The 22,758-nt window shown below is 72.3% G+C and carries 18 protein-coding genes; 8 read left to right on the top strand and 10 right to left on the bottom strand.

Annotation, left to right across the window (positions count from 1 at the left end; all coding sequences use genetic code 11):
* Positions 1 to 160: 160 nt before the first annotated feature.
* Positions 161 to 904 (bottom strand): protein phosphatase 2C domain-containing protein, encoded by a 744-nt coding sequence (locus HDA32_RS23020; protein ID WP_179645180.1) that lies wholly within the window; start codon positions 902 to 904, stop codon positions 161 to 163.
* A 145-nt stretch (positions 905 to 1,049) separates the two neighbouring features.
* Positions 1,050 to 1,937 carry an SCO6745 family protein gene (locus HDA32_RS23015; protein ID WP_179645179.1) on the bottom strand — a complete coding sequence of 296 codons (888 nt, stop codon included), beginning with the start codon at positions 1,935 to 1,937 and terminating at the stop codon, positions 1,050 to 1,052.
* Positions 1,938 to 2,150: 213 nt separating this feature from the next.
* Between HDA32_RS23015 and HDA32_RS23010 the strand changes: the two genes are divergently transcribed.
* Complete coding sequence (locus tag HDA32_RS23010; protein ID WP_179645178.1) at positions 2,151 to 3,644, top strand: carboxylesterase/lipase family protein; 1,494 nt, start codon at positions 2,151 to 2,153, stop codon at positions 3,642 to 3,644.
* A gap of 35 nt (positions 3,645 to 3,679) precedes the next feature.
* Here HDA32_RS23010 and HDA32_RS23005 read toward each other — a convergent pair whose 3' ends face one another.
* Positions 3,680 to 3,964 carry a hypothetical protein gene (locus tag HDA32_RS23005; RefSeq protein WP_179645177.1) on the bottom strand — a complete coding sequence of 95 codons (285 nt, stop codon included), beginning with the start codon at positions 3,962 to 3,964 and terminating at the stop codon, positions 3,680 to 3,682.
* Between the two features lie 481 nt (positions 3,965 to 4,445).
* Between HDA32_RS23005 and HDA32_RS23000 the strand changes: the two genes are divergently transcribed.
* Positions 4,446 to 5,579, top strand: coding sequence for an ADP-ribosylglycohydrolase family protein (locus tag HDA32_RS23000; RefSeq protein WP_179645176.1), 1,134 nt, complete (start codon positions 4,446 to 4,448; stop codon positions 5,577 to 5,579).
* 57 nt (positions 5,580 to 5,636) lie between these two features.
* On the opposite strand, the gene HDA32_RS22995 is transcribed toward HDA32_RS23000, so the two are convergent.
* Positions 5,637 to 7,229, bottom strand: coding sequence for an AMP-binding protein (locus HDA32_RS22995; protein WP_179645175.1), 1,593 nt, complete (start codon positions 7,227 to 7,229; stop codon positions 5,637 to 5,639).
* A 167-nt stretch (positions 7,230 to 7,396) separates the two neighbouring features.
* Between HDA32_RS22995 and HDA32_RS22990 the strand changes: the two genes are divergently transcribed.
* Positions 7,397 to 7,771 carry a hypothetical protein gene (locus tag HDA32_RS22990; protein WP_179645174.1) on the top strand — a complete coding sequence of 125 codons (375 nt, stop codon included), beginning with the start codon at positions 7,397 to 7,399 and terminating at the stop codon, positions 7,769 to 7,771.
* 240 nt (positions 7,772 to 8,011) lie between these two features.
* Positions 8,012 to 8,773 (top strand): DeoR/GlpR family DNA-binding transcription regulator, encoded by a 762-nt coding sequence (locus HDA32_RS22985; protein ID WP_179645173.1) that lies wholly within the window; start codon positions 8,012 to 8,014, stop codon positions 8,771 to 8,773.
* A gap of 250 nt (positions 8,774 to 9,023) precedes the next feature.
* On the opposite strand, the gene HDA32_RS22980 is transcribed toward HDA32_RS22985, so the two are convergent.
* Positions 9,024 to 9,965, bottom strand: a complete 942-nt coding sequence (locus HDA32_RS22980) for a 1-phosphofructokinase family hexose kinase (protein ID WP_179645172.1) — start codon at positions 9,963 to 9,965, stop codon at positions 9,024 to 9,026.
* A complete protein-coding gene (locus HDA32_RS22975) occupies positions 9,962 to 10,735 on the bottom strand; it encodes a DeoR/GlpR family DNA-binding transcription regulator (RefSeq protein WP_218882562.1) in 774 nt (257 codons plus the stop codon). Before HDA32_RS22975 ends, HDA32_RS22980 begins: the two co-directional genes overlap by 4 nt.
* Positions 10,736 to 11,548: 813 nt before the next feature.
* On the opposite strand from HDA32_RS22975, the gene betT reads away from it, so the two are divergent.
* Positions 11,549 to 13,693 carry a choline BCCT transporter BetT gene (gene betT, locus HDA32_RS22970; RefSeq protein WP_179645171.1) on the top strand — a complete coding sequence of 715 codons (2,145 nt, stop codon included), beginning with the start codon at positions 11,549 to 11,551 and terminating at the stop codon, positions 13,691 to 13,693.
* Between the two features lie 109 nt (positions 13,694 to 13,802).
* On the opposite strand, the gene HDA32_RS22965 is transcribed toward betT, so the two are convergent.
* Both HDA32_RS22965 and merA read right to left on the bottom strand, forming a co-directional pair.
* Positions 13,803 to 15,158, bottom strand: coding sequence for a dihydrolipoyl dehydrogenase family protein (locus HDA32_RS22965; protein ID WP_179645170.1), 1,356 nt, complete (start codon positions 15,156 to 15,158; stop codon positions 13,803 to 13,805).
* A 436-nt stretch (positions 15,159 to 15,594) separates the two neighbouring features.
* The gene (gene merA, locus HDA32_RS22960) at positions 15,595 to 16,995 is read right to left on the bottom strand and encodes a mercury(II) reductase (protein ID WP_179645169.1); all 1,401 of its coding nucleotides are present in this window, start codon (positions 16,993 to 16,995) and stop codon (positions 15,595 to 15,597) included.
* A gap of 107 nt (positions 16,996 to 17,102) precedes the next feature.
* Here merA and HDA32_RS22955 point away from each other — a divergent pair, with 107 nt between their 5' ends.
* Positions 17,103 to 17,501 (top strand): ArsR/SmtB family transcription factor, encoded by a 399-nt coding sequence (locus tag HDA32_RS22955; protein WP_179645168.1) that lies wholly within the window; start codon positions 17,103 to 17,105, stop codon positions 17,499 to 17,501.
* Between the two features lie 366 nt (positions 17,502 to 17,867).
* Positions 17,868 to 18,119, top strand: coding sequence for an SHOCT domain-containing protein (locus HDA32_RS22950; protein WP_312863440.1), 252 nt, complete (start codon positions 17,868 to 17,870; stop codon positions 18,117 to 18,119).
* Here HDA32_RS22950 and HDA32_RS32125 read toward each other — a convergent pair.
* Positions 18,074 to 18,274 (bottom strand): type II toxin-antitoxin system prevent-host-death family antitoxin, encoded by a 201-nt coding sequence (locus tag HDA32_RS32125; RefSeq protein ID WP_179645166.1) that lies wholly within the window; start codon positions 18,272 to 18,274, stop codon positions 18,074 to 18,076. The genes HDA32_RS22950 and HDA32_RS32125 overlap by 46 nt on opposite strands.
* A 734-nt stretch (positions 18,275 to 19,008) precedes the next feature.
* Positions 19,009 to 19,302 (bottom strand): hypothetical protein, encoded by a 294-nt coding sequence (locus HDA32_RS22940; protein ID WP_179645165.1) that lies wholly within the window; start codon positions 19,300 to 19,302, stop codon positions 19,009 to 19,011.
* A 520-nt stretch (positions 19,303 to 19,822) separates the two neighbouring features.
* Between HDA32_RS22940 and HDA32_RS31550 the strand changes: the two genes are divergently transcribed.
* Positions 19,823 to 22,576, top strand: a complete 2,754-nt coding sequence (locus HDA32_RS31550) for a tetratricopeptide repeat protein (protein WP_179645164.1) — start codon at positions 19,823 to 19,825, stop codon at positions 22,574 to 22,576.
* Positions 22,577 to 22,758 lie beyond the last annotated feature (182 nt).

The following is a 22,758-nucleotide window of genomic DNA, read 5'->3' as shown; positions in this document are numbered from 1 at the left end:
CCGCCATGGAAGGCGGTTCCCGATCGGTGGGGCTGCGGAGCTTGCGGAGCAGCGCGCAGTAGGGGAGTGCGCGGTCCACGGGCAGCCTCACCGATGCCCATGGTCCCATCCGATGATCCGGGCGCACTCCCTCTCCGGACGAGCGCCGGACAACGGCGGGTCACAGCTCGGCGTAGAGGGCGGTGGCGTCGTCGTGGGTCTTGCCCCGTTCGACGCCGTTGCGGCGCTCCTCCGTGCGGACCCAGGCGATCAGGGACTCCGGACCCGAGTCCACCAGGTGACGCCACACCGAGCTCCAGGCGTGGCCGTAGTGCTCCACGAGCCGGGTGCAGCCGTCGGTCATCAGCGCCAGGCGGCCGTCGGCGGGCCGCACCGATCCGGTCACCGCCTCGTAGGCGGCCTCGACCGCCGTGCCCGCCACCCAGAAGCCCCCGCGGACGTTGCGCGAGGCGCGCACCAGCTCCAGCGAGTAGGGGCGGCCGCCGGGCAGGTGGTCCAGCCGGTCGTCGGACACGGCGGTCACCGTCCCGTCCGGCCCGGGGAACAGCACGGCGGAGTCGGCGAGGACGAGGTAGTCCAGGCCGTCCTCGGTGCGGCGTGCCACCGCGGCGGTCGCCGAAGGGCTGTCGGGGTTGCCCAGGTCGCAGCCGTCGTGTGCGTCGCGGGTCCGGTCGATGGCCCCGGCCAGCGCGTCGGGCAGGGGTCGGCGCCGCGCTGAGGACAGCTCCGTCGCCAGCGCCGCGCCCAGCCGGTGCACCAGCCACCGCACACCGTGCCGGCACCCGGTGCGCACGCCCGGGGCGGCCGTCGCCCCGTCCAGGACGAACGCCCAGTCCGTCCCGGCCGCGACGTAGTCCTCGTTGTGCTCGCCGTCGCCCTGCTCGCTCGCGTAGCGGATCAGCACGCCCGATTCCCTCCCGTCGGTGAAACGGATTCCGGGACCAGCTTGCCCGGTCGAGGACGCCCACCGGACCCGAGGCGGACCCGACCGCGCGAGGGATCCGCGTGACCGCGCCGCCTCCGCCCCGGGGACGAGGATGGGCCGGGGTTCAGGCCCGACGGGTACCCGGCAGGATTCCGGCGTCGTTGACGGCCTGGGCGAGCGGGGCGGCGAGGTCGGTCAGGCGCTCGCAGCCCTCGGCGCCGATCGCGGCGTAGGCGGGCAGGGCCAGCGCGTCGGTGCGGTCCTCGATCTCCCGGCGCAGCCGCCGCCCGTCCTCGGTGAGGGAGACGGTCTCGTCCTCGCCGACGGCCACCAGGCCGCGCTCGCGCAGGCGCCCGACCGCCGCGTCCCACACCTCCCGGCTCCAGCCGCGGCTCCTGCGCAGCCCCTTGACGCTGGCCTGGCCGGTCGCGGCGTGGGTGACCAGGGCCTCGACCGGGTCCAGCCCGGCGGTGACCAGGGCGGCGACGTGGCCGTCACCGCGGAACTCCCGCAGCAGGCTCTGGGCGTGCCAGAGCACCAGGTGCGGCTCCTTGGGCCACTCCAGCCCGGCGTGCGCGGCGAACAGCGGACGGCCGTAGGGGTGCCGGGCCGCCTCCAGCGCGGCGGTGCGCGCCAGTTCGGCCGCCTCTCCGACGGCCTCGGACTCCAGCACGGGGGCGCCGATGATCCGGCGCAGCCCCTCGCCCGCGGCGCGCAGCCGCGCGGCCAGGACCGCCTCGGGCGCCGCGGCCTCCCATGCCTTGGGGATCACCGAGCGGACCACGTCGGGGTTGAAGTTGAAGAAGGTGGCGACGACGGTCTCGGCGCCGACGGCGCCGAAGGCGGCCGAGCGCGAGGCGAAGTAGCCCATGACCGTCGGCTCCAGGCCGATGGCCGCGTACTCGGCGGGCGCCTCGGGGGAGAAGTAGACGGACACGTGCAGCGGTTCGACCGCCCGCCAGGTGGTGCGGGCCAGTTCGGGGGAGACGGTCGCGGGGGACGGTGACGCCATGGGTGACTCCACTGGTTCTGGGCGGCTCGGGACGGGGCCCGGCCGGACCCGGGGGTTTACCGGTCGGTAACAAGCCTCAGGCTAACCAGCCCGACGGCGCGGCAGAACCCCCGGGGCCGCGGTTGCGGCGGGCGCTCCGGGGTGCCGCCGAACCTTGACACCGACCGGTCGGTCTGCGTAGGAATGGGCGACGGCACGGTGAGAGGAGACCCCGTGGAGGTCGTGGCCAAGACGCGCGCCGGCGAGGTGCGCGGAGTCCGGAACGACGGGATCGCGGTGTTCCGCGGCATTCCCTACGCGGCCGCTCCGGTGGGCCCCGACCGGTTCCGGCCGCCGCGCGCGCCGGAGCGCTGGGACGGGGTCCGCGACGCGACGGAGTTCGGCCCCACCGCTCCGCGCCCGGCCTACCCCGAAACCGTCGGCCAACTGCTGGTCGAACGCTTCATCCCCGGCGAGGACGTCCTGAACCTCAACGTCTGGACCCCCGACCTCGGGGCGGCCGGGCTGCCGGTCATGGTCTGGATCCACGGCGGCGCGTTCACCAACGGCTCGGGCTCGGAGCCGATCTACGAGGCGAGCGCCTTCGCCCGCGACGGCGTGGTGGCGGTGACCTTCAACTACCGGCTCGGCGCGGACGGCTTCTGCCTGCTGGAGGACGCCCCCGCCAACCTCGGCCTGCTGGACCAGATCGCCGCGCTGGAGTGGGTGCGCGACAACATCGCCGGCTTCGGCGGCGACCCGGGCAACGTCACGGTCTTCGGGGAGTCGGCCGGCGCCATGAGCGTCGCCACCCTGCTCTCGATCCCCCGGACCGAGGGGCTCTTCCGGCGGGCCGTCGCCCAGTCCGGTGCGGGCAACGCCGTGGCCGATCCCCGGGACGCCGCGACCGTGGCGCGCGTCCTCGCCGAACGGCTCGGGGTCGCCCCGACGGCCGAGGCCCTCTCCGGCGTCGCGACCGAGGACCTGCTGCGGGAGCAGAGCCGGATCTCGCTGGAGGTGCGCGGCGGCTCCGACCCCGAGGTCTGGGGGGAGCGGATCGCCGGCGGGTCCATGATGCTGCCGTTCGCGCCGGTCCTCGACGGCGCGCTGATCGAACACATGCCGACCGAGGCGATGCGCGCGGGCGCCGGCCACGGCGTCGACCTGCTGTTCGGCAGCAACACCGAGGAATACCGGCTGTTCCTGGCGCCGACCGGGCTGCTCGACCTCGTCTCGGAGGATCATCTGCCGGGCTACCTGGCCCGGGCCGGCCTGGCGGCCGGGGCGAGCGCGGTCTACGGCGCCTCCGGCCCACTGTCGACGCCCGGGGACGTGCTCTCGGCGGTCATCACCGACCAGAGGTTCCGGATCCCCGCCTACCGCATGGCCGAGGCGCGCGCCAAGGCCCCGGCCGGCACCTTCGGCTACGAGTTCGCCTGGCGGACGCCGCAGATGGACGGGCGCCTGGGCGCCTGCCACGCACTGGAGATCCCGTTCGTCTTCGACAACCTCGCCGTCGGCAGCGGGCTGACCGGCCCCGACGCGCCCGAAGCGCTGGCAGCGGCGATGCACGGTGCGTGGGTCCGCTTCGCCGCGACCGGCGATCCGGGCTGGCCGCGCTGGACCCCGCACACCCGCACCGCGATGCGGTTCGACCACCCGGCCTCCGCGGTCGTGGACGACCCCGGCGCCGAGACCCGCCGCCTCTGGGACGGCGTGCTCACCTGATCCGGCCGGTCGCGCGGCGCCGGGTCGGCACCGGATCAGCGGTCCTCCAACCAGATGGTCACGTTGGCCCCGTGGCAGCGGGAGCGGACGGAGCACATCAGCCGCTCGCCGGCGACCCAGGCCGCGGTGTCCAGCAGCCGGCGGCAGGGCTCGCGCCCGCACAGCACCGTGATCATGCCGTGGCCGCGAAGCCAGTGCGTGACCTCGGCGGCCAGGGAGGAGAAGGCGATCCTGCCGTGCTCGCGCACCATCAACCGGTGGCCGGTCCGGGACAGAGGAGGCAGGGGCAGCAGAACGGTGGCGCGGGAAAGGTGGTTCACTGAGGCTCTCTCGTACCCGGAGGGGAGGTCGGGGAACGCGTGAGGGCACGCGGGGACACGCTCTCGATGCGATCGTCGCTCACGGTGATGCGGACGCGACGAGAGGTGACGACTACGTCGAGTGTATCGCCGCGAGCGGCCTCCACACCACATCGGCGAACGTGAAACCTCCTGCGCCCCAGGCGATCGCGGAGCGCGGACCGCCGGAAGCAGGGGACCGGAGCGCCTCCCGTGCGAAGGGGGCTGCGAGGGCGGGCGCACATGCTCGGCATCCGTGAAAGACGCGCCCTGGGCCCCCTCATGGGCCCGTGCTCGGCACACTGCCGAGGTCTGCAGAAGTCGCGTGGCCCGGGTCTCCGGTGAACCGTCGGCCGCCGACCGCTGTGCGGCCCCGGTCGCCGTTGCGTCGCGGTAGGCCCCTGCCGCATCGGGTGCGTCTCTGCGAAGATCTCCGGAGACGACGGTAAAGGGGAGCGTGCCGATGACCCGGAGCAGGTCGGGGCTGGAGGACTACCGGTCGCGGGTGCGGGGCTGCCTGTTCGGCGGTGCCGTCGGTGACGCCCTCGGCGCGCCGGTGGAGTTCATGACGCTCGACGGTATCCGCGCCGAGCACGGACCGGCCGGCGTGCGGGAGTACGTCGCCGACTACGCCGACGGTTCGCCGCGCCACGGTCTGGTCACCGACGACACCCAGATGACGCTCTTCAGCGTCGAAGGGCTGATCCGGGCCGGTGTCCGTCAGGACCGCGGGTTGGGCTTCAACCCGCTGGGCGTGGTCCACCACGCCTACCTGCGCTGGTTCGAGACCCAGACGCTGCAGGAACCCTCCGGCCACCCCGACGGCTGGCTGCGGGAGGAGCGCTGGCTCTACGCCCGGCGCGCGCCCGGCGACACCTGCCTCAACGCGCTGGGGCGCGGCGCCGGGACCCCGGACCGGCCCTACGGCACGGCGGCGGAGAACGACTCGAAGGGGTGCGGCGGCGTCATGCGCAGCGCGCCGTTCGGACTGCTGCCCCCGGAGGGCGCTCCCGGCGACGCCTACATCTTCACCATCGCGGCCCAGGCCGCGGGACTCACCCATGGGCACCCCACGGGGCGGCTCGCCTCCGGCGCGCTCGCGCTGCTCATCCACCGCCTGGTGGCGGGGGACGACCTGCGGACCGCTCTGGACGCGGCAATGGTGGAGCTGCGCGGGCACGAGTCCCACGAGGAGACGGACGCGGCACTCGACCAGGCCCTGCGGGCCGCCGCGACCGAGCCGGTGTCCGCTGAGACGGTGGAGGGGCTCGGCGGCGGCTGGATCGCGGAGGAGGCGCTGGCGATCGCGGTCTACGCGGCTCTGGTGCACCCGGAGCCCGAGGAGTTCACCGACGCGCTGGCACTCGCCGTCACGCACTCCGGTGACAGCGACTCCACCGGTGCGGTCTGCGGCAACGTCCTCGGCGCGCTGCACGGCGAGACGGCGCTGCCTCCGGAGCTGACCTTCGAGGTGGAGGGCCGCGGCACCATCGGCCAGCTCGCCGACGACTTCGTGTGGGAGTTCACCGAGGGGAACCGGCTGCACGACGACTACGGGCCGCCCTCGCGGTGGACCCGGCGCTATCCGGGCGGGTGAGGCCGACGGGACGGTGCCGGTTCCGCGCAACCGGGTCCGCGCCCGGACACCGGTCGGTCATCTCCTGGGGAGGCCGCCTGATCGGGGCAGCGGCGGCCGGGGCTCCTCCGGCGGCGCCGATGCGGGGCGGGCGTGCCTGGCGCGGCGGCTGTCGGCCCTCCAGTCGTCCGGGGGCGGCAGGGCCGGAGCCGTGCCGGAGGGAGCGGCGACGGTGTGCGCCCGTCGCCGGGGTCCGTGCTCGACGACCAGGGAGCCGTCGGAGACGAACCGGCCGGACACGCCCGTGGCCAGCCAGCCCTCGCGGAAGGCCGTGCGGGCGGATTCGGGGGAGCTCCAGTACCCGCGGAACACGGCCGCGCCCCGCACCTCCACCTCGCCGAGGGAGGAGATCCGCACCTGCATCCCCGGTATCGGCCGCCCCGTGCTCCCCGCGGGGCTCTCCCCGCCGACGTTCAGCGTGAACGGGCCGGCGGTCTCGGTGATCCCGAACCCCTGGAGGACGGGCATGCCCACACCGGTGAAGAAATGGGTCATGCGCTCGGGCACCGCGCCGGAGCACACGATGAACCTCACCTGGCCGCCCAGGTGGTCGCGGATGCGGGTGTAGAGCCATCCGTGCATCGCGTGCGAGACGCGCCGCCACAGTCCGCGGCGTCCGCCCTTGCTCATCTCGATGGCGTGTTCGGTGGCGGAGTTGAAGGCGCCGAGGTTGTCCCAGCCGGGCATGTTCGACTTCTCGTGCTCGATCGCGTGCTCGATGCCGTGGACGCGTTCAAGGAAGGAGGGCCGCGCGAGCAGGATCGTGGGGGCGAATCCGCGGGTCTCGTGCAGCAGTGAGGAGCCGCGGGGCGGGAATCCGATGTGGACGCGCGCCATGACGCCGGCGATCAGCATGCTCTGGCCGAACGTCCCCGCCAGGGGCAGGTGCATGAGCGTGCCGGCCTCGCCCGCGGGGACGGCGTCGAGCAGCGGCTGCGCCCGCCCGATCAGGTTCTCGGCGCAGGCGAGCAGGTTGCCGTGGGTGAGGGCCGCGCAGGGAGAGCCCCGCTCCGTGGTGGCGGGGTGGGCTATCACGGCGATGTCGTCGCGCTTGGTCTCCTGCCGGCGGAGGAGGATGGCGGACGGGTCCATGTAGGCCCCGGCCGTCATGATCGTCTTGAGCCCCGTGTTCAGGCCGCTGTCCGGATCGGTGCCGAGGGAGTCGTCGAGGCGCCATATGCGGGCCAGGCCGGGGAATTCGTGCCGGATCCCGGCGACGGCGCGCGCGTGCCGCTCGTTCTCCACGATCACGGCGGCGGGCAGCGAATCGCGCAGGAGGTGCTGCAGCCGCGCGACCGGGCATGAGGGGTGGACGGGGACGAGGACGCCGCGGGCGGCCCACACCGCGAAGGCGATCAGCGCCCACTCGTAGCGCGTGCCGCATGCGAGGACCACGCGGTCGCCGGCGGAGACGCCCGCGGCGACGAGCCCTTTGGCGACCGAGGTGACGTCGCGCATGAACTCGGTCGCGGTGAGGTGCCTCCACTGGCCGCCGACCTTGTGCGCGAACCCTCCGTCGTGTCGCACGGCGTCGCGGCCCTGGTAGGGCAGGTCTCCGAGTCCTGTGAACCGCGGTTCCGGCGGAGGGGGATTTTCGCTTTTCTGTCGCATGTCGGCCATTCCTCCGCGGGGCGAGTGCCCTTACCCGGGCGCTCCACTCCCGCGGTGTTCGGTGGGGTTACGCGAGCGTCGTCCTACTGTGCAGGGTTTTCTCACCTCAAGGCAAGGCATGGAGCGCAGTTGAATCCGTGAATGGACGATAGGTAAGGGGGTGATTGGTGCGGGCCGTCGGAATTCGGACGGCCGTGCAGGCCGTGCCGCCGTCGGCCGGACCGGAGAGGGCCGGGATCCGGGAGTCGGCGGGCGGTCGGCGGGAGGAGCGGGAGGAAACGGCCGGTGATGGAATCCTCCGACCATGGCACTTTTTCGAATCAGGCTCCGAATCGTTGGCTTTTTCGCGTCCGGCCCTGTTCTGTGCCGGTAGAGCGGTGTACCGCATTCATCTGACGGATTCTGTCCGGTTTCCCGGCGACGACTATTTCACCCGGTTCGCCGGGCTCGATGGCATCGGCCGCCTCATCACCGACTCCGCCTCGTCCCCCGAGCTCGCCATGGGAATCCGAGGACGCGGGCCGTGCGTGCTCATGGTCTGACGCCGCGGCCTGGTTCCGCGTTCCGATTTCGCCGGGGCCACGGGGAGACTGGGACCGTGGCCCCGTGCCGTGCGCGCGCCGCGCCGCCCACCGGAAGCCACACGCCGACGGCCCTTCCTGCAGGTACGGGAGCGCAGGAAGGCCGCGCAAACCCAAGAGGCACGTCGATGCGGGCCTTGTGGGCACCGCATCACACCATTAACATCAACTAAACCAACATTGAAAAACAGGTGATTCCACATGTACGCGGAAGAACGCCAGCGGCTGATTCTCGAGCGTGCCCGCCGGGAGGGACGTGTGGACGTCGCCCAGCTCGCCTCGGAGTTCGAAGTGACCTACGAGACGATCCGGCGCGACCTCACCGCTCTGGAACGCCACGGCGTCCTGCGCCGGGTGCACGGCGGCGCGATCCCGGTCGAACGACTGGGTTTCGAGCCGACCCTGACCGTGCGGGACTCCGTGATGACCGAGGAGAAGGAGCGGATCGCCAAGGCCGCCCTGGCCGAACTGCCCGATGAAGGGGCGATCCTGCTGGACGCCGGTTCCACCACCGGGCGGCTCGCCGAGCAGCTCCCGACCGACCGCGAGCTCACGGTCGTCACCAACTCGGTCTCCATCGCCCTGACGCTCACCCCCCGCACCAACATCAACCTGATGCTGTTGGGCGGCCGGCTGCGCACCCGCACCCAGGCCACCGTGGACGGCTGGGCGCTCCAGGCGCTGGAGGAGACGTTCGTGGACGTGGCTTTCATGGCGACGAACGGCGTCTCCGCGGAACGCGGGCTCACCACGCCGGACACGGCCGAGGCCATGGTCAAGCGGGCGATGATCCGTTCCGCTCGGCGCGCCGTGCTGCTGGCCGACCACACCAAGGTCGGCAACGACCACTTCACCCGGTTCGCCACCGTCGACGACGTCGACTGCATCATCACCGACACCGGACTCGCGGCCGGCCTCGGCGACGAGCTCTCGGCGCTCGGCCCCCGGGTCGTCATGGCCTAGACGTGTTGCTCCAGGCCCTGCCGGACCACCGGTGGCCCGGTGGGGCCGTTGTCGGGCGCGAGCGCTGACGGCGGCCTTCCCGTGCCGTGCGGCGGTGCACGAAAGAACCGCGACCACAGCCTCCCGACTCCCGTCGACGATCTGAGGTGGGGACGGGGTGGCCCCCGGGGGCCGAGGAAACGTCCCGGTGCGGCCGGCGGACCGGCCGGTGGGGGAGCGGGTCAGGAGGCGGGGCCGCGGGGTTCGGGGGTCACAGCTCCTTCACCACCCAGTGCGGATCGGGCTCGGCGACGACCGTGACGGCCTCCGGGGCGATGTCGCCGGTTCCGGGAACGGTGGTGCCGGGCAGCGAGACCGCGGCCGTTCCCCACGCCACGGCGCGGCGCAGCCGCTCACCGGACAGCGCGTCGGTGGACAGGTATCCGGCGAGCGCGCAGTCGCCGGCGCCCACGGTGCTGCGGGGAGCGACCTCCGGGCCGCGCGCCCACCAGGTGCGGCCCCGCTCGACGAGCAGCGCCCCGTGGCCGCCCAGCGTCACCAGCACCACCCGGTTCCCCCAGCTCAGGACCTCCCGTGCGGCGGAGACGACCTCGCCGACGGTCGGCAGTTCCCTGCCGAGCAGCGCGGCCAGCTCCTCCTGGTTCGGCTTGAGCAGCGCGAACGCCCCCGTGAGGGCCGCGACCTCCAGTGGGACGCCCGAGGTGTCCAGCGCGACGGGGACGCCGTGCTCGGCCGCGAGCCGGGCGACCCGGACGTAGAGGTCCGGGGGGACGCCGAGGGGCAGGCTGCCGCCGGCCGCGAGCCAGCGCGGGCCGCGCGCGAGTTCGGTGCCGAGCGCGCCCAGCAGTTCGTCGGTCTCGGCGGCCGAGAGCGCCGGCCCGGCGGCGTTGAGCTTGGTCGTGGTCCCGTCGGACTCGGTGACGGTGATGTTGCTGCGGGTCTCGTCGCCGATCGGCACGCTCACGAAGGGGAGGTCGCCGAGCAGCGCGGTGAGCTCGGCGCCCTCTGCGCCGCCGATCGGGAGCACCGCGGTGGTCGGCGAACCGTTCCTGCGCAGCGCGCGCGAGACGTTGACGCCCTTGCCGCCGGCCTCGGCCCGGGCGGTGTGGACGCGCAGCACGTCTCCGCGGACGAGCGAGGCGATCTCAAGGGTGCGGTCGACGCTGGGGTTCGGCGTGACGGTGAGGATCATGCGAGCTCGATTCGCGGTCCTGCGGTCGCGACCTCCCCGGCCGTTCCGGAGTCGAGTCCGGAATCGGAGATGACGAGGTCGACGGCGTCGATCGGGGCCACGTGCACGGGTTCCGCACGACCGAACCTGCTGTGGTCGGCGAGGACGACGGTGCGCGCCGCGGCACCGATCAGCGCGCGCGTGATCCGCGCCTCGTCGGCGTCGGATGTGCTCAGGCCGTGGTCGGGGGTGATGGCGTCGGCGCCCATGAACGCGGCGTCGACGAAGACGCCGCCGGCCGCACCGATGGTCCACTCGCCGCCCGTCGCCGGGGTCCGGCCGCGCACCAGACCGCCGAGGACGTGCAGGGAGACGTTGGGCAGGGACGCGACGAGCGCGGCGACCGGCACGGAACGGGTGACGACGGTCGGAGCGGTGTCGGTCGGCAGCAGTTCGGCCAGGCGGGACGTTGCGGCGTCGGCGCCGAGGATGACCGATCCGCCATCGGGGAGTTCGGCGAGCGCGGCCTTGGCGATGCGCTGCTCCTGCGCGCCGGGGGCGGCCTCGCCGTCGGTCCCCGCCTGCCCGACGAGCCTGTGCTCGACCGGGATGGCGCCGCCGTGCACGCGGCGCAGCATGCCCAGCCGCTCCAGCTCGGTGAGGTCCCGGCGGATGGTCTCGGGGGTGACCGACAGGCTCTCCGCCAGGTTCCTCACCTCGATCCGGCCGCGTTCCCTGGCGCGGGAGACGATCTCCCGATGCCGCTCCGGCGCGTACACGATCGCACTCACCTCCACTCTTATGTCTGTTTTTCTGTCCGATTCTATTTGATTATGTCTGTTTGGCTTTGGAAGTCAATAGGGCGCGCGGGGACTTCCGCGACCCGCGCCCGGTCGTCCGAGGACGGGTGCTGCCGGCCGGTGACGACGGCTTGGCCAGGCCCGCCGACCGCGGAATCCGGCCGTAGCAGCCGGTGTCCGCGGTGGTCGAGACCGCCGACGCGGCGGCCAAGGCCCGACTGCGGAGCGTCAAGCGCCGTCGCGATCCCCGGGAGGCTTGCCGCGGCCACTCTCCGTAAACGCCGCCCGGCCTGTGCGCGCCGTAAGCGCTCCATCCGGCGCACCGTCCCCGACGTGGACCGGATGTCCGACCGTCCCTCCCCGCGTAAGGTGCGTGCAGCCCTGCACCGTTTCGCGTTAAGCTCGCTATTACCCCTGAATGCGCATCCCTTGGATCCGCGATACGGAAAAAGGAGCAGCATGATGGGGCGGGCGGAGTACGACCATGTCATCGTCTGCGGGGGCTCGGCGGGGCCGTGCGTCGGTCAATCGGTTGAGCGCGGGCCCGGGCGAGGAGATCCTCGTGCCGGAAGCGGATCGGCCGGACCGGACCCGGAACCTCCCCGCGCGCATGCCGCCGACCGCGCTCCGGTGCCGACGGGCCGCGAGCGCTCGGCGCGTCCGCGACGCCCCACCTCGCCGGCGGCGACTCATACGCCCTGACGGCGCCCGCCGGGAAAGCCGCAGATCCCGTCCTCGGCACACCCCGTCGCCGCCGTCCGCAGAGGACCACGACCGGTACCGCACGCAGAAAAGGTGAGACCCGTGTCCACGAACGGAGAGCGCGACAGCGCAGCGGAACCGGGGACTCCGGCGACCGCGGTCAAGGCGCGGCGCGGGGAGAGCCGACTCAAGCCCGCCGTCTTCATCGGCTCGTCCGTGCTGATCCTCGCGCTCTCGATCTGGGCGATCATCACGCCGACGGGTGCCGAGAACACCATCGGAACAGTGGTGAGCTGGATCTCCGCGGGATTCGGCTGGTACTACTTCCTCGCCGCCACCCTGTACCTGGTGTTCGTGGTGTTCGTCGCCGTATCCCGGTACGGCGAGGTCAAACTCGGGCCGCAGCACTCCACACCGGACTACGGGGTGTTCGCATGGGCCGCCATGCTGTTCGCGGCCGGCATCGGCATCGACCTGATGTTCTTCTCCGTCGCCGGACCGGTCAGCCATTACCTCGCACCGCCCGAGGGCGACCCGCAGACCGTCGAGGCGGCCCGGCAGGCCGTGGTGTGGACGCTGTTCCACTACGGCATCACCGGGTGGGCGATGTACGCGCTGATGGGCATGGCGCTCGGCTACTTCTCGTTCCGCTACCGCCTCCCGCTGGCCATCCGCTCGGCCCTGTACCCGCTCATCGGCAGGCGCATCCACGGCCGGATCGGTGACGCGGTCGACCTCGCGGCCGTCATCGGCACGATCTTCGGTATCTCCGTGTCGCTCGGAATCGGCGTCGTGCAGCTCAACTACGGGCTGAACTTCCTCTTCGACGTGCCCGAAGGAGTCCCGGCGCAGATCGGACTGATCATCGTCGCCGTGCTCATGACCACGGTGTCCGCCGTGGCGGGCGTCGACCGGGGCATCAGGCGGCTGTCCGAGCTCAACGTCCTGCTCGCCATCGGCCTGATGCTCTACGTGCTGGTCTTCGAGGGCCCCGTCCGGCTGCTCAACGCCCTCATCCTCAACATCGGCGACTACATCAGCCGCTTCCCCGCGATGACGCTGAACACCTTCGCCTACGACCAGCCGACCGAGTGGCTCAACGCCTGGACGCTGTTCTTCTGGGCCTGGTGGGTCGCCTGGGCGCCGTTCGTCGGACTGTTCCTCGCCAGGATCTCGCGCGGCCGCTCCATCCGGCAGTTCGTCACGGCGACGCTGGTGGTCCCGCTGCTGTACACGCTGACGTTCCTGTCGATCTTCGGCAACAGCGCGCTGAGCGTGGTGCGGCAGGGCGGCACCGAGTTCGGCGAGATCACCGTGAACGCGCCCGAGCAGGGCTTCTACGCGCTGCTCACGCAGTACCCGGGGGTCACGTTCAGCGCCGGGCTGGCGACCTTCGTCGGGTTGCTGCTCTACGTCACCTCCGCGGACTCCGGCGCGCTGGTGATGGGCAACCTCAGCTCCCACCTGCCGACACCGATCACCGACTCCAAGCCGTGGCTGCGCATCTTCTGGGCGTCGGCGACCGGCCTGCTCACCCTCGCCATGCTCCTCGTCGGCGGTGTGGACGCGCTGACCAACGCGACCATCATCATGGGCCTGCCGTTCTCGTTCGTGATGCTCCTGATCATCTGGGGCCTGTACAAGGCGCTACGGACCGAACGGTTCCGCAAGGACGCGCTCCGCACCACCCTGTCGTCGTCGCTGTCGGAGCGGACCGCGATCGGCCGCAGGGGCGCGGACCGGAACTGGCGGCAGCGGCTCACGAGGGTGATGAGCTTCCCCGGGAAGCGGGCGGCCGCCAAATTCGTCGACGAGGTGTGCCGCCCCGCGTTCCGGGACGTCGCGGAGGAGCTGCGCGCGCAGGGCGCGGAGGCGTCGGTCACCGAAGGGGTCGACGAGGAGGTCGGGATCCCGCACGTGGAGCTGAGAGTGCCGATGGACACCGAGGAGGAGTTCAGCTACCGGGTGTGGCCGATCGAGATGCCCACTCCGACGTTCGCCACGCGGCCGGTCACCGAGCACGACACCTACGTGCGCTTCGAGGTGTACCTCACCGAGGGCAGCCAGGGCTACGACGTGATGGGCTACAGCAAGGAGCAGCTCATCGGCAACATCCTCGACGAGTACGAGCGGCACCTGGAGTTCCTGCGGCTGCACCGGGAGGCGACCGCCCGCTCGCCGCTGCCCGACCACGGGCCCGGAACGGCCGAAGCCTACCCGGCCGAGGAGAAGGAAGAAGAGCGCTGACTCAATTCCGGACGTGTTCCTCCACAGGCGCTATGGGCGGTCGCCGATCCGGCCCTGTGGTCGCGGGTGATCCACGCCTAGCCGAGCCTCGCGCTGATCGGGTGTGTGGTCACAGGTCGAGCCGTTCGGCTGCGGCGAGGTAGGCCTCGCTGTAGGTGGGGAATTGGGCGACCGTGTCGAGCAGGGTGTCGATGGGCAGTTGGGCGCGGATGGCCAGGGCGGCCTGGTGGATCCATTCGCCGGCCATGGGCGCGATGGCCCAGGCGCCGATGAGGACGCGGCGGTCGCGGTCGGCGATCAGCCCGAGAGTGCCGGCGGGGTCGGTCTCATAGGTCCAGGGGCGGGCCAGGGACGCGGCGAGGTCGAGTTCGCTGGTGGCGACGTTGATGCCCTTCTCGCGGGCCTGGGCGCCGGTCAGGCCCACGGCGGCGATCTCGGGTTGGGCGAAGACGACGCGGGGGACGGCGGTGTAGGTGGCGCGCCGGGTCGTGCCCAGGATGGTGTCGGCGGCCACGCGCGCCTGGTAGAGGGCCACATGGGTGAACAGGGCGGTGCCGGTGACGTCGCCGACGGCCCAGAGGCCTTCGGCGGCCTGGCAGTGGTCGTCGACCGGGAGCGCGCCGCGGGCGTCGGTTTCGACGCCGACATCGGCCAGGCCCAGGCCGTCGGTGCGGGGCCGGCGGCCGGTGCCCAGGACGACGACGTCGGTTTCCACGCTGGTGCCGTCGTCCAGGTCGAGAACGGTGTGGTCGCCGTCGCGGCGGGCGGCGTCAGCCTGGCGGCCCACGCGGACGTCGATGCCGTCCTTGGTGAGCCGGTCGGCGACGAGTTCGCCGAGCCGGGGCTCCTCGCGGTCCAGCAGGCTCGGCCCGCGCTGGATGACGGTGACGCGGCTGCCCATGCGGGCCAGGAACCAGCCCAGCTCGACCCCCACGGCGCTGCCGCCGATCATCGCCACCCGCCCGGGGATCTCGCGCAGGGTGGTGGCCTCCCGGTTGGTCCACACCTCGACCTGGTCCAGGCCCGCGATCGGCGGGCGCACGGCCTCGGATCCGGTCGCCACCACGACGTGTTCGGCGCTGAGTCGCCGGTCGCCGACCTGGACGCGCCACGGGTCGCGCCCGATGATGCGCGCGGTGTCCTTGAGGACGGTCGCGCCCTTGTCCCGGTAGCCGGTGACCTGGCCGGAGTCGTCGAGGTGGCGGATCATGTAGTCGCGGTAGTCGCGTACGCCCGGCCAGTCCAGGCCGGGGCGTTCCAGGCCTGCGGCGCCGTCGGCCTCGGCGCGCGCCTCGGGCGGGCGCAGCAGCGTCTTGGAGGGGATGCACGCCCAGTAGGCGCACTCCCCGCCGATCAGCTCGCGTTCAGCCAGCGCCACCCGCAGCCCGCCCTTGATCAGGCGGGCCGCGGCGGCCTCACCGCCGGGCCCGGCGCCGATCACGATCACGTCGAAATCCGTGCTCATATCCATGTCCTCCGTGGTTGCCGGTCGTCTTTGGAATGGTGTGCGGCTGCTGGTCAGGGGTTGCGGCGGGTCAGGCGCCAGGCGGCTTCGGCGGCGGCTGTGACGGCGAGTCCGAAGGCGAGGTGGGCGGCGAACCCGCGGGCGTGGTGATGAGCGGGTGGTCGCGGTTGGACGCGGAGAACCCCGGCAGCGGGGTGCGCCCTTCGTCGACGACCAGCGACATGGCCGCGCCCGAGGCCGGCCCGGCGGTGACCGGTCCGGCCGCGGCCGGCACCTCGATCGAGACGGGTTCACCGCGGGCCAGCAGGGTGAGCAGCGGCCGCCACGGCCCTGCAAGACCGACAAGCGCGTCGGCGCCGCCGAGAGTCCGGCCGAGCCGGGGGTCAGGGATTCGATGTCGACGGTCATGTCCGGATCCTTCGGCGGGCGTGGCGGGTCAGGAGGCGCAGCAGGAGAGTTTGGCGACGTCGCGGGCGAAGGTCTGGGCGGCCAGCTTCAGCCCCTCGGCCATGGTCAGATACGGGCACCAGGTCTCGGCCATGTGATCGACGGTCATCCCCGCCTGCACCGCATAGACCGCGGCCGCGATCACGTCGCCGGCGCCCTCGGCCACCGCGGTGACCCCGACCACCCGGCCGCTGCCGCGTTCGGCGACGATCTTGATGAAACCGCGGGTGTCGCGGTTGACGATCGCGCGCGGCACGTTCTCCAGCGGCAGGACACGGCATTCGCAGTCCAGGCCCTGCCGGGCGGCCTGGGCCTCGGTCGGCCCGACCCCGGCGACGGCCGGGCCGGTGAAGGTCACCCGCGGCAGGTGGCGGTAGTCCAGGACCCGGTGGGCGCCGTCCAGGGCGTTGTCGGCCACCACCGAGCCGTGGGCTCCGGCGACGTAGACGAACTGCGGGTGCCCGGTCACATCCCCGGCGGCCCAGATCCGGGGGTTGACGGTACGCAAGTGCTCATCGACCACGACCTCGCCGCGCTCCCCGGTCTGCACCCCCACCCCGTCCAGCTCCAGGCCGTCGGTGACCGGACGGCGGCCGGTGGCGACCAGCACCTCATCGGCGGCCACCTCCTCACCACCGACCGTGGCCACGACACGGCCGCCCTCACGCCGGACCGCGGTGACGCCGACGCCGGTGCGCACATCGATGCCCTCGCCGGCGAAGACTCCGGCGATGGCCGCACCGGCCTCGGGCTCCTCGTTCGGGGCGAGCCGCTCGGCCGTCTCCACCACCGTGACCCGCACACCCAGGCGGGCGAACAGCTGGGCCTGCTCCAGCCCGATGTAGTTGCCGCCCACCACCAGCAGCGACGACGGCAACCGGTCGAGCTCCATGGCGGTCGTGGAGGTCAGATACCCCGCCTCGTCCAGGCCCTCGATCGGCGGCGCCCACGGCGCCGAGCCGGTGGCGATCACATAGTGGGCGGCCTCGACGCGCCGCGTTCCGCCTTCGGCCGGCTCCACCTGAAGCACCGGGCCTTCGGCGAAGCGCGCCGTGCCCTGGACGATGTCCCAGCCGTACTCCTTGGCCAGATCCACGTATTTGTCGGCGCGCATGTCCTCCACCAGGGCGCGCTTGCCGCCGATCAACGCGGCGAAGTCCACGTCCTCGGCGCTCGCCCGGACGCCGGGGAACCGGTCCGCCTCCACGGCGACGTGGCGGGCCTCGGCCGCGGCCAGCAGCGCCTTGGACGGCACGCACCCGGTGTTGACACAGGTGCCGCCGACGGTGCCGCGTTCGACCATCACCACCGAGCGTTCCTTGCGCCGCGCGGCGATCGCCGCGGCGAACGCCGCCCCGCCCGAACCGACGACCGCCAGATCGAACACCATGACCGTCCCTCCTCGCAGCGCCGACTACCCAGCCGACCTCGATTTATTCGCTTTGGCAGATGTATGCTGCCGGCATAGTATCCGCCAAAGCGAATACGACAGCGCATATGGAAGGGCATGTCACCGCGTTGAACGACACCACGGGCACCACCGCCGCACCACAGGCGCTGCTCCCCGCCCAGGGAGCCGGGGCGGAAGTGGTCGCGAAGCTCTTCCGCGCGCTGGGGGATCCCACCCGACTGCGGCTGCTGGAATTCCTGCGGTATGAGGAGCACACCGTCACCGAGTGCGTCGAGCATGTCGGCCTGTCCCAGGGGCGGGTCTCCACCCACCTGGCCTGTCTGGCCGACTGCGGCTACGTCCACGCCCGCCGTGAAGGCCGCCGCGCCTACTACAGGGTGACCGACCCGCGCGTGGCCGACCTCATCGTGCTCGCCCACGCCCTGGCCGCCGACAACCACGCCGCCCTGACCTGCTGCGAACGCATCGACGCACACCAGCACTGAAGAAGCCGACCATACGTTCCGCCCTCGGCCCCGCATCCCGCTGCGCCTGCCCGGTCCCGCCATGGCCATACGCACCGCTCCCAGCAGCACCGGCCGCCTGGCCCTATTCGGCACCGGCCAGGCCGCCGCTTCCCTCTTCGCGGTCGCGGTGCGGACGGCCCCACTGGGCATCCTGCGCCGTATGCCGTGTCCGCCAGTAACCGATGGGCGGGTTCGACCAGGTCAGGCCGCTGATCCTCCCTTAACGACTACGGGATTCCGGTGAGCGGTGTGGCGTCGGCGGGTAGATCACGGAGCGCAGGGGTGGGCGAATGATTCGGCGCCCCTTTGCAGGCAAACGCCACGCGAGGAAATGAGTTGGTCGCCGTGATGGACGGCATGGGAATGGGCATGCTCTGGATGGTGCTGTGGGGCCTGGTCGGCTTGGCCTTGCTGGTGCTGATCGTGGTGGGGATCATCTGGCTGATCCGACAACTGGTCGACGGTTCGTCCGCGGGCCCGGCGCGAGGAGAGGCCGTCAGGACTCCAGCGCGCCAAGAGCTCGACCGGCGCTACGCGGCCGGTGAGATCGATCAAGGGGAGTACCGACGCCTGCGGTCCGAGATCGAGCGATCCTGACCGGCGGCACACTCACCCGAGGATCTACGGCGACGACCACACCGGCGCCCGCCACGGCCGCCGCGGGTGATGGTCACCGCTTCACCGGTGTGGGCGGTGCGGGTGAGCAGACGGCCCAGGTTGGCCCGAGCATCCTGCAGCGTCACGTCGGTCATGCCCCTAACCTAGCCGGACAGTACAGACCGTACAGTCCGTATCGCGGCGGCACCGGGCCGCCAGCCCCTTGTTCATCGGCCAACGGCCAGGTGCTCAGTGGCAGCACGCGCGATGTGAACCCCTCAGGGAAAGTCCGCCGACCGGCTGGTGGCCATCGCCCGTGCCGTGCACGTCGAGCAGGACCGCCACGGCGTGGTCACCCTGGCCTCGGCGCAGATGTTGCTGGACGAACTGGACGTCGAGCACCCGCAGTGGCGTGACATGGCCATCGAGGCCAGCCAGACCCATCGCGCCGCCGCCCCCCCCCGCGTTGAGCCGTGCCCGCGATCTCCAGCGCGAGCACGGCATCGTCTTACCTACGACGAGCCGGAGGATTGGCACCACCCCTCCGACGGATGGCGGCCTCACCGGACTAGCTGGATCTACGGCGCAAAGGTGCGCGGTTGTTTCATCCGACACCTACACCCCTGACATCAAGGAGCGCTCATGAAGCCGCCCTGGCCAGCGCCTTCCCCTTCTTCGACCGGATCATCCAATCCACTGAATCCCCGTCCCAGAACCGACCAGTGAGGAACACGCCTGGGACGCGTACCCGCCGAGCATGCGCCCCAGCAGTACTTCTGGTACGGCTATGGTCGGCGCTACCTCCCGGGTTTCGGACCGCTCGGGGAGAACGCCCTCCCGGCCGGAGTGCTGGCTAACGTCGCATATAGAAGCGCAGGTCGAGGGACGGTCAGAACCGCACGGGCAGCGATTCGGCGTGGCCGTCGACGATGTCCCAGTCCGGCGCGGCGAAGGCGATTTCGACGCCGTGGCCGGACGGGTCGTCGAGCGGGACGCCGGTCAGGTAGCCACGGATTTCGATGGTCTCCCGGTACTCCCAGCCGCTGGAGAACGCCTGGCCGAGGTCGATGTCATCGACGCTTCGGCCGAACCCGCCATCGCCGGGCGCGTTGGCCGCCGAACGGACGGAGTACGACGCTCCCCTCCGGTGCCGTGGTGTACCAGCGCAGCGGGCCGTTCCCACCCATCGGTTCGGCCTCCAGGTGAATCGGCGACGCGCGGTGCAGGACACCCTGCCTGCTTTCGTCGTTGGTGTCGACCAAGGTGATCGTCACCGGGACCGTCCCGGTCCCCGCCGGTGGAGTGAGGGCGCACTCCCCTGTCTCGCGCATCGGCTCGCCCAGGCTCACCGTCGCCTCATAGGACACATAGGACGGCTCATCCCCGATTCCGCTGAGGTCACCAGGCGACGCCCACGACCGTGGTGGCGCTCGGCGGAGGCGAGGCCGGACGGTGCCGGTCCGGCCTGCCCGTCGTCCTCGCCGCTACAGGCCGCCAGCGGCCCCAGCAGGACCAGCCCGGCCACCAGCAGACCACCACCACGACGCATGCCCACGAGGCCCCCTGTTCTGGTGTCCGGCCGCAGCCCGACCTAGCGCCCCGACCGGTGCGCGTCCTCCGCCGGTAGAACCTTGGGGACCGGTTGCGGTCACGGGGTGGCCTGCGGGTGCGGGGCTGGTCCTGGTCTCCGCCAGAATCGGTGCATGCGGTGGGTGTGGGTGTGGGTCGGCGGTTCGGCGGCCGCGGCGTGTGCGGGACTGGCGGTGGCGCTGTACTACCTGCCGGGTCTGGAGAAGCTGTCCTGGATCGCCGGGGCGGGCTCGTTCGTCACCGCGGTGCCGTCGCTGGTTCTGGCGCTGGTGCTGGCCCGAGCGCAAACCCAGCCCCCGCCGACGCCGTCGTCGGCTGAGGTCCCGGCCGGAGGCGTGGCCAACTCGGTGGGCGATGTCAGCGGCTCGGCGGTGCAGGCCAGGGAGGTTGGCGGGCCGGTGCAGCAGGTCAGCGGCAACACCGGGGACACCTACACCGCCCACACCATGATGTTCAACCAGCTCCCGCCCGCCGAACAACCGCCCGGGGCTCTTGACCGGGTGGCTTCGGCGGTGCGTGTGGGACAGGCCGATCCGCGGGAGCTGGGAGTGCATGCGGCCCGGCCCGGATCCGACGGGTCGGCGCTGCCGCCCTATGTGGCCCGCGACGTCGACGCCGAGCTGGAGCAGCACCTCACCCGGGCTGCGTCCGGGGGCAGGCCGGTGCTGGTGGCCGGGGACTCCACCGCGGGCAAGTCCCGCGCCGCCCTGCAGGCCCTCAAAAACGCCCTGCCCGGCCGCCGCCTCATCGCCCCCTCCCCCAGTACCGACCTGCATGCCCTGGCCGCCCGCCTCACCGCGCCGCCGCTGCCGGAGGGCGGGGTGGTGGTGTGGCTGGACGACCTCCACCGCTACCTGGGCCTGGGCCGGATCGGGCTGACCGAGGACACCCTGCAGGCGCTCAGACGCGCCGGTGCGGCCGTGGTGGCCACGATGCGCTCGGAGTTCCTCGATGCCTACCGTCCCGGCGCTCTGGCCACCACCGGCCAGGAGTGGTTGGAGGTGCGCAGCGAGCGGGACGACACCGCCGCCCTGCTCAAGTGCTTCGACACCGTCGAAGTCGACCGGGTCTGGTCCGCAGGCGAGACCGATCGGGCGGCTGCGGTCGGGGATGAGCGGTTGGACGAGGCGGTGGCCCGCCACGGGGTGCACGGCATCGCCGAATACCTGGCCGCCGGCCCCGACCTGCTCGCCGAGTGGCGCAACGCCCGCCGCTCCAGTACCCGCGGCGGTCATCCCCGCGGCCACGCCCTGGTCGCCGCCGCCGTCGACCTGGCCCGTACCGGCCTGCTCGCCGCCCTCACCCGTCAGATACTGCAGCAGGCCCACCGGCCCTACCTGGCCGGGGCGGCCGCACTGCGCCCCGAGCCTTTCGACGATGCCCTGGACTGGGCCCAGCAGGTCCGGCTGGGGGTGAGCAGCCTGCTGGTGCCCGCCGACGGAGACCAGGAGTGCTGGCGCGCCTTCGACTACCTCGTCGAAGCCGCCACCGCCCCCATCCCCGCCCCCACCTGGCAGACCGCCCTGGCCTGCGCCGCCGGCGACGACGAACGCATCACCATCGCCGACAACGCCGACGAAGCCGGCCACCGCGACACCGCTGTGGCCGTCTGCGAGCCCCTGGCCCGCGACGGCCACCCCCGCGCCATGAACCTCATGGGCATCTGGGCCGAAGAGGGCGGCAACCCCGACCAAGCCGAGGCCTGGTACCGCCGGGCCGTCGACGCCGGACACACCGGCGCCCTGTTCAACCTCGGCCTCCTGCTGGACGAGCAGGACCGCCCCCAAGAAGCCGAGGAGGCCTACCGCCGGGCCGTCGACGCCGGCAACACCAAAGCCCTGAACAACCTCGGCCTCCTGCTCGCCGACCAGGGGCGGGCGGGGGAGGCCGAGGCCTGGTACCGCCGGGCCGCCGACGCCGGACACACCAAAGCCCTGTTCAACCTCGGCCTCCTGCTGGCCGCGCAGGACCGCTCTCAAGAAGCCGAGGCCTGGTACCGCCGGGCCGTCGACGCCGGCGACATCGACGCCCTGCTCAACCTCGGCCTCCTGCTGGCCGCGCAGGACCGCCTCCAAGAAGCCGAGGCCTGGTACCGCCGGGCCGCCGACGCCGGACACACCAAAGCCCTGTTCAACCTCGGCGTCCTGCTGGCCGCGCAGGACCGCTCTCAAGAAGCCGAGGAGGCCTACCGCCGGGCCGTCGACGCCGGCGACACCGACGCCCTGTTCAACCTCGGCGTCCTGCTGGCCGCGCAGGACCGCCCCCAAGAAGCCGAGGGCTACTTCCGCAGGGCCGTCGACGCCGGATACACTGGCGCCCTGAACAACCTCGGCGTCCTGCTGGCCGGCCAGAGGCGGGTGGGGGAGGCCGAGGAGGCCTACCGCCGGGCCGCCGACGCCGGACACACCAAAGCCCTGAACAACCTCGGCCTCCTGCTGGCCGGCCAGGGGCGGGCGGGGGAGGCCGAGACCCGGTATCGCCGGGCCGCCGACGCCGGCGACACCGGCGCCCTGTTCAACCTCGGCGTCCTGCTGGCCGCGCAGGACCGCTCTCAAGAAGCCGAGGCCTGGTACCGCCGGGCCGCCGACGCCGGACACATCGACGCCCTGCTCAACCTCGGCGTCCTGCTGGCCGCGCAGGACCGCCCCCAAGAAGCCGAAGGCTACTTCCGCCGGGCCGTGGACGCCGGACACACCAAAGCCCTGTTCAACCTCGGCGTCCTGCTGGCCGGCCAGGGACGGGTGGGGGAGGCTGTGGAGGCGCTGGAGCGCGCGGTCGAGGCGTTCGCCGCGGTCGGCGACGTCGACAAGCAGAGACTCGCCGCGGAATTGCTGGCGGAGCTGCGCGGGGAGGATGGCGAGGGCTGACCGCCGGTAACGCCCGCATCGGGGTCCCCGAGCGGTTCTAGACGGCCCTCGGTTTCTGGAGCTGCAGTGAGCCGCGGAGTCGGGGCCAGGGGGACACCAGAGCGGAATTCCGCGCTGAGAGCCTGCTGCTGAAGCGCGGCGAAATGTCCGTTTTCTGGGTTCCGATAAACCTTACCGACGAT

Source organism: Spinactinospora alkalitolerans, from assembly GCF_013408795.1.
GTDB classification, from domain to species: Bacteria; Actinomycetota; Actinomycetes; order Streptosporangiales; family Streptosporangiaceae; genus Spinactinospora; species Spinactinospora alkalitolerans.
Note: the sequence above shows the minus strand (reverse complement) of the source record. Positions and strands in the feature narration are given on the sequence as shown.

Bases quoted from the DNA above. Each gene is read 5' to 3' on its own strand.
- HDA32_RS23015 (WP_179645179.1), bottom strand. From the start codon at position 1,937: ATGGCGTCACCGTCCCCCGCGACCGTCTCCCCCGAACTGGCCCGCACC.
- HDA32_RS23000 (WP_179645176.1), top strand. From the start codon at position 4,446: ATGACCCGGAGCAGGTCGGGGCTGGAGGACTACCGGTCGCGGGTGCGG.
- HDA32_RS22995 (WP_179645175.1), bottom strand. From the start codon at position 7,229: ATGCGACAGAAAAGCGAAAATCCCCCTCCGCCGGAACCGCGGTTCACA.
- HDA32_RS22985 (WP_179645173.1), top strand. From the start codon at position 8,012: ATGTACGCGGAAGAACGCCAGCGGCTGATTCTCGAGCGTGCCCGCCGG.
- HDA32_RS22980 (WP_179645172.1), bottom strand. From the start codon at position 9,965: ATGATCCTCACCGTCACGCCGAACCCCAGCGTCGACCGCACCCTTGAG.
- HDA32_RS22965 (WP_179645170.1), bottom strand. From the start codon at position 15,158: ATGAGCACGGATTTCGACGTGATCGTGATCGGCGCCGGGCCCGGCGGT.
- merA (WP_179645169.1), bottom strand. From the start codon at position 16,995: ATGGTGTTCGATCTGGCGGTCGTCGGTTCGGGCGGGGCGGCGTTCGCC.
- HDA32_RS22955 (WP_179645168.1), top strand. From the start codon at position 17,103: ATGGAAGGGCATGTCACCGCGTTGAACGACACCACGGGCACCACCGCC.
- HDA32_RS32125 (WP_179645166.1), bottom strand. From the start codon at position 18,274: ATGACCGACGTGACGCTGCAGGATGCTCGGGCCAACCTGGGCCGTCTG.
- HDA32_RS31550 (WP_179645164.1), top strand. From the start codon at position 19,823: ATGCGGTGGGTGTGGGTGTGGGTCGGCGGTTCGGCGGCCGCGGCGTGT.